We start from the raw sequence: 10721 nt of genomic DNA, 5'->3' as shown, positions 1-10721 counted from the left end.
GCATCGATGACGCGCTGGACGGCCGAGGGGCTGATCCGCAAGGTCGGCAGAGGCACGTACATGCTCGAACAAGGCTGGACCTCCCCCGATTTGACGGATCGCGTCACACGCTAACTACGCGGCATTGGTACTGATGGGGAGGTCCGCGGGAAGGCGATCGGCCAGGGATTGGCGGGGAGCGTGGAGGAGGATCTCCCCGACGAGCGCTCGCAGGTCAGCGAGGGCTCCGAGTACGGATTGCGGATGGTCGGCGTAGAGGCCGAACGCTGCGGTGCCGGAGTCGGTCATCGCGTAAACGAGCCGTTGTGCGTCCAGCACGGGATGATCGGCGTCGAGGAGCGGGGTGGCCGCTTGGGCAAGATCGGCGTCGCAGCGCCGTCGGCCGGGACCGGTGCCGTCCGCTGACGAGGTGTTCGGGCAATGCCCAGGATGCGGGATCTCGCGGGTGGCCGGAGCTCGCGTTCGCTGTCGGCTTCGGCACTGCGGGCAGTGGTCGGCCAGCAGCCGATTGTGCCTGACGCAGGCGAACGACCAGCCCAGTCGCCAGGCCAGCTGCCAGCGGCCACCCGACTCGGCCAGACAGTCCGTGCAGAAACGTGCGCCGGTGCTCTTCCCCCAGCGCGTCGCGCTTTGGGGCAGGCCGGAGCGGGGGTCGAGGTCCAGGATCCGCTGGTCGTAGTGGGCCAGGGTCATCGCGTGCAGGGCTGCGACGGGCGTGCCCGTCGCCTGGGCTATGGACGCGGCTATTACAGGGCTGAGGCGCCTGGTCAGCATCTCGGTCGAGCTACTGCCGACCGCGAGTCCATCTTCGAGCGCGAGCAGTCCAAGATCGTTGAGAACGTCGCCGAGGGGCGTGTGCAGGCGGTGCGCGAATGCCTCGAGCCAGGAATCGAGAGCCTCACCCGGCAGCGCCTTCAGCCTGATGGGAAACGTCCCCGGAGTAGTCCTCATGCGGACTGGCGTGATCGGGGGCGGCTGGTCAGTCGGCGGGCTTCCAGGGCGGCTTCGAGTTCGCGGCGGGCGTTCTCGGACGCCTCGTCGTTCTTCACGCGGTCGAGCAGGTCCTTGTCCAGGCGCTCGCTGCCGCTGCGGACAGTCCGCTGGCAGCCACGGTTGATCAGTGTCATGAGGGAGCCGATGTGGCCGGTGCTGCGGGAGAAGAGGTAGTCCGACAAATCGTGCGCGAGCATCCCGGGGTACTTGTCCGCCAGGACGATGCGCTGTTCCAGTGCCAGGAGCATCTGGTTCCACTCCCGTCGCCCGGCCTCGTTCGTGATCGTGAAGGGCCGCATGTCCAGCCGGGTCGTACGGCGTCCGGTCTGGGCCAGCGCGGTGTCCCCCGCTGCGGATCCCTCGCTGAACAGGCCCTTGTCGGCCAGTCCGACGCCGACCATCAGCAGGGTCACGGGAAACTCGTTGGCGATCCACTTCAGATGGTTGCTGACCTCGATGCCGCTCGTTCTGCCCCACTTCAGGAAGTGCAGGTCATCGAGGGCAAGGACGCGGACCTCGCAGGACAGCATGCAGTCCAGGGCCCGCCGACCGAGTTGGACAGTGGTGCCCCGGGACCGTCCGGGATGCTCGAAGAACTCCAGCATGGCCCGGTTGAGGTCCTTCATGCCGGTGTTGCCGGTCAGTCCCACCCGGCAGACCGGCCACCGCTCGTGGCCCTGGTCGGTGAACTCGCCCTTCTCGGCAATCTCTCTGCGGTGGAACTCGCGCAGGAAGGCCAGGACCGACGTGGTCTTGCCCAGCCCGGGAAAGGTGTCGACGGCCACCGCCCCCTTGGCCTTGTCGCCGTCCTGCAAGTTGCTGTCGGTGATGTCCCACAGATCCTCGTGCAGCTCGACCAGCTGCGGGGTCTTGATCGGCCCGAGGTTGGCATGCCATTCCCGTCGCGACCGGTCGTACTCGGCCCGCGCCTGCGCGCCGAGCTCCTTGAGTTGCTTCCGGGTCAGCAGCTCGGGCTGTTGTCGCCGGGGTGCGTCGGCGAACGCCTTGAAGTCCTCCTTCTTCGACAGAGCCAAGTTGCCCAGGTTCGACAGTCCGGCAACACGGCTCACACGTCCTCCAGGGCATCGGCGTAGAAGTCGTCCTCGTCGGTGAGGTCTTCCAGATCGACGTCGTCGTCATCGCCGCCTTCGGCCACGGCCTCCGGTTCCGGCTCCGCTCCGGCTGGCTCCGACAGTCCCTCCTCCTGGCCCAGTGCCTTGCGTACGGAGGGCAGTGAGGCGACCGATTCCGTCTCGCCTCCGGTCTCCGGCAGCTCGATGCCGGCCTGTTCCCGCGACAGCCGCAGCGCCATTCGCCGCTCGACGATCGAGGTTCCCAGGCCGAGGTTCCAGCGCTCCAGCAGATCGGCGACGGCCAGCCGGTCATCGGGGTAGCGGTACTTCGCCGCCGCCAGCTTCCGGGCGAAAGCCAGCGCGTCCTCGCTCAGTGGCATATCGGCCGACGGCGCGTGCTCCCAGAGCAGCGGGTGCCAGCGGCGATCGGCCGGATCACGGAAGAAGATCCGGGTGATGTCGTCGGGGTCCACCTGGAAGGGCCAACTGCCCTCGGCCGGGCCCCGGTGAGGGCTCTTGGCATTGCGGTACGGATTGAGCGCGGGCCCGTTGTAGCGGCGCCGACCGATCTCGACGCCGTAGTGCTGGATCGTGCGCCACTCGGTCCGCAGGAACTCGAAGGCCAGGTCCCTGTCCCGGGGCACCTCGATGTACCCGGCCCTGGCCATGCCGTGCTCGAACATCGCGGCAGGCGACAGCCTTAGCCCCGGCACTCCGGGATCCACCAGCCCCGCATGCGGCCGGCAGTGATACACCGTCGCGGTCCACTCCCGGACGATCTCCTCCAGCTCGTCGAGGAAGAAGAACGCGTCGTCCTCTGGGTTTTCGCCCCGCGAGTGGATGTCCGGTCCCTTGTAGCCCGGCAGGGCCTGCAGCAGCCCCTCCCGCAGGGTCCGGAAATACCGCTCCACGGGCCCCTTGTCCCGGCCCGTCCGCAGCCTCGCAGGCTGCACCGACACACCCAACCGGCGGCAGACACTGGTGAGATGCTCCGAGACGTACACCTTGCCGTGGTCGACCACCAGCGTCTCCGGCACCAGCGGCGGCGAGGCGAACCCCGGCCCCTCGACCGCCTCGACGTCCACCAGGACCGTCCGGGGAATGCCGTGCTCGGGCCAGACCGCGTGCCGCGGCCAGTCACGCCCCGCCGGACGAGGGCGGAACGATTGATAGAGCACCGCGCTGACATCAACCGCCTTCGTAGAGACCGGCGTGATCCGAATCCCGGTGATGCAGCGGGTGTACCAGTCCATACCGACCGAAAGCTCAGCTTGCAGCCACCGCAGCGTGACCGGATCGAAGGCGAACACGTCCAGCCGCGTGGAGTCCATCACCAGGTACTCGCCCGGCCGCGTCGGCCGCAGCTTCCCGTACACCCCGTCCGGGCGATCCGCGATGTCCCGGTTCCTCTTCGCACTCAGCCGGAACAGCGGATGTTGCCGCTCCAGATCCTCAAGCAGCCGAAACGCCGTCGCCCGGCTCGGCAGCTTCACCACATCCGCCCCGAACCGCGCGATCACCCGGGCCCGAGTCCGCTCGATCACCATCGTCCGCGATGGTTTCGACTCCCCGGTGTGCTCGACCATCACCTCCAATGCGGTTTCCACCCACCGCTCGTCCGCCTTCACCTGCGACCTGCGGGCCAGCCCCTTCTTCGGTGCCAGACCGGCCTCGCCATGACTGCGGAAGTCTGCGACCCACTGCTTCACCGTACGAAGAGACACCCCCAACTCGGCCGCCTTCGCCGCGTACCGGGTCTCCCGGGACAGTTCTGGGTCGTATTCCTGGCGGGGCTCGCCGTCCCTCGCAAGCTCCGAACTGCCCGACCGGAAGCCTGTGATGACCTCCCGCACGTGTTCGGCCCGCTCCAGGAGCCTCGCCCGCTCCGTCGCCCCCAGCTGTCCCAGCAGCACGGACGCGATCTCTACGTCGTCGTCGGCCGACGGCCCCGGCCCATCCGGAATGACGGCCGCCCGGTCGGAGAACAGCAGCTCCGCGAGCGACAGTCGCAGCAGCCGCCCCTGGCCGTCTTTCAGGACCACTTCATTGCCTGCCGTGGTAGCAGCCATCTGCACCACCTCGACGGTCTCTCCGTCGTAGCGGAACCGCGTACCGACCCCGACCCTCGCTCCAGCGCCGCTCATGCCGACCTCCGACACACCCGCGACGGGTCGAGCGGGCGATCGAGATCTACGAGGAGCTCATGGGTCCAGAGCAAATGGTGGACAGCAGCCCGCACTTGCGGTTCGGCGTACTCCGAAACCCGGCTCGCGATCTGCCCCAGCGGAACACCGTCAAGATCGGCGCCACGCAGCTCGTCCAGGAGATCGGTGCAGAACAGCCAGGACCGGCGATAGCCGGCCAGAAACCGGATGCTCTCCAGCTTCGCCGGTGGCGGCTCGCTCCAGACCTCGTACTGCCAGCCGCGCGACTCCACCGTCCTGCGGGTCCAGTCGAAGGTGAAGGCCACCTCGGGCTTGGAGACGCGGTGCAGCGGCTTGACGTCCACCACTACGGGCCCCTGCCCGGTGATCAGCAAGTAGTCCGGAATGTGCTTGCGCACCTTCCCCTCCAGATCCGCCCTCAGCAAGAACGGCTGGGCCACGATGTGGCGTACGGAAGGATCGAAATCGGCGAAGAGGAGACGCGCCAACTCCAGCCGCGACTCGTAGATCACGTGGTCGTTCGCCGTCGCCGACCAGTAGATACCCGAGTAGTGCTTCTGCCCCTTGAACCAGCGGAATGTTCGCCAAGGCACCGCCGATGCCAAGAGCTCGACGGACACCTCGCTCCAGGCCCGGTCCTCCATCGCCGCACGCCCCTCGGGGCGGACACTCACAGACGCAGCGAATTCCCCCACCACACACCCCCAGCCACACATCAACTTCCTGTGCAGCCACGGTGCCAGGGCAGCGAACGCGGCGGGATGGATCACTGTTATCGCCGCCCGAATGGGTGACGCTCCGACCTGCGAGTCTCACGGCGGCGGCATAAGTGCCGCCGCCGTGCAGTTCTCGCTGAGATTATGCAGCGAGTTTTGAGACCCTACACGGCGGCTTCCTCGCTTCGACAGATTGCCAGCTCTCCGAGCGCGGGAGGGAGACATCCACCCGTCGGTTCGTCTTCCGGCCCGCCTCCGTCAAGTTGCCCACAACCGGGCACTGCTCGCCGTAGCGCGCATCGACGCAGGACCACCCATTGCCCTTGGGCGTCAATCATCGCGACCAAGTGTCACCTACGCAGAAAAGTCGCAAGCACCCGAAGCGGCTGTGACTGCGTTTTCGTGCGTCGGTCACAGGCTCGTGAGGAGGTCGTCGAGCGGAGCCGGCACCTGTTCGGGGTCGAGGGATTCCACCAGGAGACGGCCGTAGCGGATCTTGCGGCCCTTCTTCGTGCCGAGGAAGCGCCGCAGCTGCTGCTGCCGGGGCCGACCGTGGTGCGCGGGCTGGCGCAGGAAGGTCTGCCAGGCACGCAGGTCGCCCTCGGCCCGGATGATCTCCTCGACCCGCGCCGTGCCCAGCGCGCGGATGAGCTCGTCCTCCAGGTCCGCCACGCACACGAAGAAGCCCCGATGCGGCGCCCGGGCCCGCTTCCAGCCGCGGTCGTAGAAGCGCTGCTCGCCCTCGTCGCACAGTCCGCTCAGGCGCAGGCCAAGACCGGGCGGCCCGAGAAGACCGGCGTAACGGCCGACGCTCATCGCCCCACCCATCGCCACGACGCCCACCCCTTCTGCGGCCAGGTCCCGGCCACGCCGTGCGGCCAGCGCCTCGACGGCCGCGAGATCACTCAGTCCTTCCAGCAGCACCGCCGTCCGCAGCCCCAGCTGCACAGCCAGATCACTCGCCGGTCCGCCGGGACCGCCGGCCGCCCAGCGGCTGACTGCGTCCCGGAACGCCCACATGTCCACCATGGAACGAGTCTGCACGTCCAGCGACCAGCACGGCACGGAATATTCGACGGCCCTGCTCGACATGCCCGGCGCCCTCGTCACCTGAGCAGCCATCATCCTGATAATCCACCACCCCATCACTTGCGGCACTGAGCCGACGGAGCCTCGGGCTTCCGATGGTGGAGTGGCCAACTATCTCCGACAACGCGGCCAGATACCGCTGACCGAGGAACCCGTGATCAGAGAGAGGTGCACACCCTGATTTCTGCTGGTCAGTGGTTTTGGCGTGAGCGCCGGTTGGTGTTCTCGCGCTGGTCGGGGGCGGGAGGCTGAAACGTAGATCATCTGACGTGTCGCGGATGGGGTTTCCCGCTTCGGCGGTGTCGTGGACGAAGGGGCTCCTACGATCCCGGGCAGGGGGTGTCGTGCTGTTCGGGAGGGGAACCCTGTCGTCGCTGGAGAAGATCGCAGCTCGCCTCGCTGAGCTGGACCAGCTTGCCGAGTCACTGGCCAAACAGCCGGCCGAGGTGGACGCCGAGCGCGAGGAACTCGCGGTCGCGGAGCGGGTTTTGCGGCGTCTGTACGAGCAGGAGGCCGAAGCCGCCGCCGGGCAGGATGTCGGGACAGGGCAGCAGGTGCAGGTTGCGGGCCGGTCGGTGCTGAAGGTGCCGCACTGCAGCGATGCACCGGACGTGTCCGCGCTACCCGCCGACTACCAGCGGATGCTCGGCATCGTGAAGGCCGCGGGCGGGCCGGCGATGGTCAAGGACGTCGGCGCCGAGCTTGGGATCGACGCCTCGGTGCCGGGCCGGCTGGAACCGCTGCGCGGGAAGCTGGCCGGGCGGGGCTGGCTGCACAAGCTGCCGAACGGCACCTTCACCGTCCGGCCGTGACGCCCGCCGTGATTGTCCCGCCCCGACGGCCGTAACCAGGCGGTCCCCGGCTCGGGTTGAGGAGGTATGCCTACAACACTCGCCCCGGCCGGGGACCACACCGAGCTTGTCCACCAGTGCCGGCTGCCGCTGTCCACGCAGACCCTGCGCTGTCCGACCGGGCTTCTCGGCGCCCGCCTGAAGAAGATCCGCTCACGCCGGCGGAAGCTGCCGACCGGAAGGATCGCGATGATCGTGCTGGCCGCGCTGAGGCATGACCAGCGCCTGGCCGACCTCGCCGACGGCAACAGTATCTCCCGCACCACCGTGGACCGGTGGCTGAAGGAGATGATCGAGCTGCTGGCCGCACGAGCACCGCGGCTGGAGCGGGTGCTGGCGAAAATCGCCCGTGAGGGTGGCAGCGTCGTGCTGCTCGACGGATCGCTGATACCCACCCAGCACCGCACCGGCCACGACATCAAACGCCGCTGGTCAGCGAAGCACAAACGCCATGGACTCCTGGTCATCGCCCTGACCGACTGCAAGGGCCGGCTGCTGTGGACCTCCACGGCCCGGCCGGCCCGCGGCTCGGAAATCACCGCGTGCCGCCACGATGACCTTCCCGGCCGACTACGCGAGGCCGGTCTCGCCGCGATCACCGACCTCGGCTTCGTCGGCCTGGACAACAACCTCGGCGACCCGGCGATCATCACCGGCTACAAGAAACCGAAGGGCAAGAAGCTCCCGCCCGCCAAAAAGCAGGTCAACCAGCTGATCGCCGCAGAGCGGGCCGTGTGCGAGCACGCGTTCGCCCACCTGAAGAACTGGCGGGTGCTGACCAAGCTCCGCCTCGACGTGCGCTGGGCCGCCCGACTCGTACGCGCGCTGATGATCCTCAACCAGCGCGAGATTGCCCGCTGACAGACGATCTCCACGCCAGACAGGCCCCTACGACCAGCACAAGCACGACCTCAACCACTCACGCCAGAGCTGTCACTGCATCTTCAGGATGAACGCCGCTCAGGTCGAGCTCTTCGTCCAGGTACATCTCGCCGCCGGCGAGTGGGAAATCGACAAGGAGCTCCCCCGTGGCGACCCGGGTCAGCACCGTACCGACCGGGTCCTCGGGATGATCCGTTTCCCCTCGCGGCCGCACTCGATCTCCCGGCACGAAGCGCCGGTTACACATCATGATCTCAGGCCTCCCGGTCGCGCAGTGCCGCGCGGGCCGGGAGGGTTACGGCGAGGAGGCCGAGGGATACCGCGGTTGCGGCGAATGTGGCGTATAGCAGCGGGGGTACGTGTGGGGACTCGCCCGTCAGGCCGCGCATCATTGGGGTCAGCGTGATCATAGCCATGGTTGTGCCCAGGGCAACGCCCGCTACCGATACCAGCAGGCCCTCCCAGCGGAGCATGCGCAGCACCTGGCGGCGGGTGGAGCCGACGAGGCGGAGCGTGGCCAGTTCGCGGCGGCGGTCCAGGACCGTCATCACCAGGGTGTTGACGGCGGCGATGGCGGCGAAGCCGCCAAGGACGGCAGCCATCGTGTAGTTGGCCCAGGCGCCGAGTTCGCGGTCCACGTTCTGCTCGACGGCGTAGCCCGAGGCGTCGGTGACCTTGCCGAGTGCGGCGAGCGGCTTGGCGTCGCCGCCGCGTACCAGCAGCGTGCTGTCGAAGCCCGACGTGACGTGGCCGGCCAGGGACGCGCGGTCCATGGTCACCGCCGCCAAGCCCAGGCCGCGGCCGTAGACCGCGACGACTTCCGGGCGGGCCTCGGTGCCGTCGGGGAGGTAGAGCGGCAGCTTGTCGCCAACCTTGACCTTCGCCGAGGTGGCGAGGGTTTTGTCGATGGCGATACGGCCCGGACCCACGCGGTCCAGGCTGCCGCTGCGTACGTCCAGGTCCTGCACCTTGGCGAGCTGGGCGCCGGAGCCCGAGATGCCCTGGGTCGCCGACCCCTGCAGCGACGCCTCGCCGCCGGAGTCGACGGGCACCAGCACCTGCGTGTCGAGCAGGCTCACGGCCGCATCGACGCCGGGAGCGCGGGCGGCCCGGTCGGCGGCGCCAGCGGGCAGGCCCGCCGGGTCCGTGACGACGTGGTCCGCCGTGATGCCCTCGCGGAGCTGTTCCGCGGCGACCTGGCTCTCGCTCGTGTGCATAAAGACGAGCGTCGAGGCGAAGGCCATCGCCAGCGCGATCGGGGTGATCGCGGAGGCCAACCGGCGGGCGTTGGTACGGGAGTTGGCGGCGGCCAGCGACGCCGTGGCGCCGCCGCCGCGCAGCAGCAGGCCGAAGAGCGCTGCGCACAGCCGGGCCACCAGCGGGCCGAGCAGGGCGACGGCGAGCATGAAGAGCATGACGACGCCGAGGGAGGCGTTGGCCGCGTCGTCACCGGCGGCGGAGGCGGCGACGCCGGCGAGAACCGCGCCGCCGCCGAGGGCGCCCAGCCCGAGGACGGTACGGACGATGCCCGGCCGCAGCCGCTCTACCGAGGCTTCGGTGAGTGCCTGCCCCGGCTTGATCTTCGCAGGCCTGCGCCCGGCCATCCAGCCGGCGCCGAGCGCCGTGAGCACCCCGGTCCCGACGGCGACAAGCAGCGGGATCCACGAGAGGTGCAGATCGACCGCCTCCGGGATGGCCCTGCGGTCCTTCAGCTGCCCGAACCACCAGCTCGCCAGCGCGATCCCCGGCAGGCACCCGACCAGCCCGGCGAGCGGCGCAACAAGCAGCGCCTCGGCGGCGACCGCGCGGCGGATCTGCCGCGGGGTGGCGCCGACAGCGCGCAGCAGCGCGAACTCGCGGATGCGCTGGCCGACGGACAGGGCGACCGTGCCGGCCGCGGTGAAGACGGCGACCAGGGTGGCGATCCCGCCGAAAGAGCCGCCGAGTCCGGTGAGCGTCTCCTTGGCGTACGCCAGGCCCTGGTCCTCGACTTCGCCGCGGCCGTCACCGGTGTGCACCTGCGCGCCGGAGCCGGCGAGGGACTTCTCGACGGCGGCGGCGAGGGCGTTGGTGTCGGCGCCGTCCGCGGCCAGCACGGCGATGGCGTCGGCCTTGCCGGGGTGCCCGGCCAGCGCGGGTGCCTCGGCGTCGGCGAACCAGGCCGTGGCCTTGCCGCCGACCGCCGCGCCCGCCGCTGCGGTGTCACCCGTCCCTGCCTTGGCCAGCCCGGACACCCGGAAGTCAGCGCGGCCGGCGGCCGTTTCGAGCGGGACGGTGTCGCCGACATCGGCCTTCGCGGTACGGGCCGCGGCGGCGTCGAGCACGACCTCGCCCGCGCGCGGCGCGGCGCCCGCGGACAGCGCGGTACCGGTGAAGGCGTGCGAGCCCCAGCCGTGGCCGGTGAGCGCCCCGTCGCCCTGCCGCACCGGGAAGGTGAAGTCCGGCACCGCGGCCTCGGCGCCCGGCGACCGGGCGGCCTTCGCCGCGAGCCCCGCGTCCACGCGGGCGGTGTCCGGCAGCGGGTACGCGGTTTCCGAGGGGCCGTCGATGCTACCGGTGACGAGTCGCGCGGACTGGTCGGCAGCCGCGACAACCGGCGCCTTCGCGTACCGCTCCGCCGGCACCGAGGCGCGGGCGCCTGTCTCCAGCAGGATGCCGCAGGCCGCGACGATCAGCGCCGACATCATCAGCGCGACGAACGTGCCCGCGAACGACGCGGGTTTGAAGCGTACGGCCGCGCGAGCGAGGCCGTTCGGGGTGAAGCTCCTCATGCCGCGGCCCCGGCCATCGCGCCCGTACGGCCGGCAAGCATCGCCATCCGCGCCGCGATCTGCTCCGCCGAACCGCGCTCCAGGCCGCCGGCGAAGGTGCCGTCGGCGAGGAACTGCACGCGGTCGGCCCAGGCGGCCGCGGCCGGGTCGTGGGTGACCATGACGACGGTGGCGCCGAGGG

Annotated in this window: 9 protein-coding genes and 1 pseudogene; 2 read left to right on the top strand and 8 right to left on the bottom strand. The window is 69.7% G+C overall.

Annotated elements, in window-relative coordinates; translation table 11 throughout:
• Nucleotides 1-114: 114 nt before the first annotated feature.
• From ACTWQJ_RS36790 to ACTWQJ_RS36770, 5 genes are all read right to left on the bottom strand, one after another.
• The gene (locus ACTWQJ_RS36790; RefSeq protein ID WP_443310798.1) at nt 115-951 is read right to left on the bottom strand and encodes a TniQ family protein; all 837 of its coding nucleotides are present in this window, start codon (nt 949-951) and stop codon (nt 115-117) included.
• A complete protein-coding gene (locus tag ACTWQJ_RS36785; protein ID WP_443310797.1) occupies nt 948-2063 on the bottom strand; it encodes an AAA family ATPase in 1116 nt (371 codons plus the stop codon). The genes ACTWQJ_RS36790 and ACTWQJ_RS36785 overlap by 4 nt, the downstream gene beginning before the upstream one ends.
• Complete coding sequence (locus tag ACTWQJ_RS36780) at nt 2060-4210, bottom strand: helix-turn-helix domain-containing protein (RefSeq protein ID WP_443310796.1); 2151 nt, start codon at nt 4208-4210, stop codon at nt 2060-2062. The genes ACTWQJ_RS36785 and ACTWQJ_RS36780 overlap by 4 nt, the downstream gene beginning before the upstream one ends.
• Entirely contained in the window at nt 4207-4905 is a 699-nt protein-coding gene (locus ACTWQJ_RS36775) for a TnsA-like heteromeric transposase endonuclease subunit (protein WP_443310795.1), read from the bottom strand. The genes ACTWQJ_RS36780 and ACTWQJ_RS36775 overlap by 4 nt, the downstream gene beginning before the upstream one ends.
• Before the next feature lie 453 nt (nt 4906-5358).
• Complete coding sequence (locus tag ACTWQJ_RS36770; protein ID WP_443310794.1) at nt 5359-5976, bottom strand: TOPRIM nucleotidyl transferase/hydrolase domain-containing protein; 618 nt, start codon at nt 5974-5976, stop codon at nt 5359-5361.
• Between the two features lie 404 nt (nt 5977-6380).
• Between ACTWQJ_RS36770 and ACTWQJ_RS36765 the strand changes: the two genes are divergently transcribed.
• Both ACTWQJ_RS36765 and ACTWQJ_RS36760 read left to right on the top strand, forming a co-directional pair.
• Nucleotides 6381-6848, top strand: a complete 468-nt coding sequence (locus ACTWQJ_RS36765) for a hypothetical protein (protein WP_443310793.1) — start codon at nt 6381-6383, stop codon at nt 6846-6848.
• Between the two features lie 66 nt (nt 6849-6914).
• Nucleotides 6915-7748 (top strand): transposase family protein, encoded by an 834-nt coding sequence (locus tag ACTWQJ_RS36760; protein WP_443310792.1) that lies wholly within the window; start codon nt 6915-6917, stop codon nt 7746-7748.
• Between the two features lie 58 nt (nt 7749-7806).
• Here the strand turns inward: ACTWQJ_RS36760 and ACTWQJ_RS36755 are convergent, their stop codons facing one another.
• From ACTWQJ_RS36755 to ACTWQJ_RS36745, 3 genes and pseudogenes are all read right to left on the bottom strand, one after another.
• Complete coding sequence (locus ACTWQJ_RS36755; protein ID WP_443310791.1) at nt 7807-8019, bottom strand: hypothetical protein; 213 nt, start codon at nt 8017-8019, stop codon at nt 7807-7809.
• A gap of 4 nt (nt 8020-8023) precedes the next feature.
• A complete protein-coding gene (locus ACTWQJ_RS36750; RefSeq protein ID WP_443310790.1) occupies nt 8024-10540 on the bottom strand; it encodes an FtsX-like permease family protein in 2517 nt (838 codons plus the stop codon).
• Nucleotides 10537-10721: pseudogene (locus tag ACTWQJ_RS36745) on the bottom strand (ABC transporter ATP-binding protein); the annotation flags it as partial. The gene ACTWQJ_RS36750 and the pseudogene ACTWQJ_RS36745, both read right to left, overlap by 4 nt.

Origin of the sequence: Streptomyces sp. KR55, from assembly GCF_052245645.1 — a bacterium.
Lineage (GTDB): Bacteria > Actinomycetota > Actinomycetes > Streptomycetales > Streptomycetaceae > Streptomyces > Streptomyces flavusporus.
This window is presented reverse-complemented; position numbering and strand designations above follow the sequence as displayed.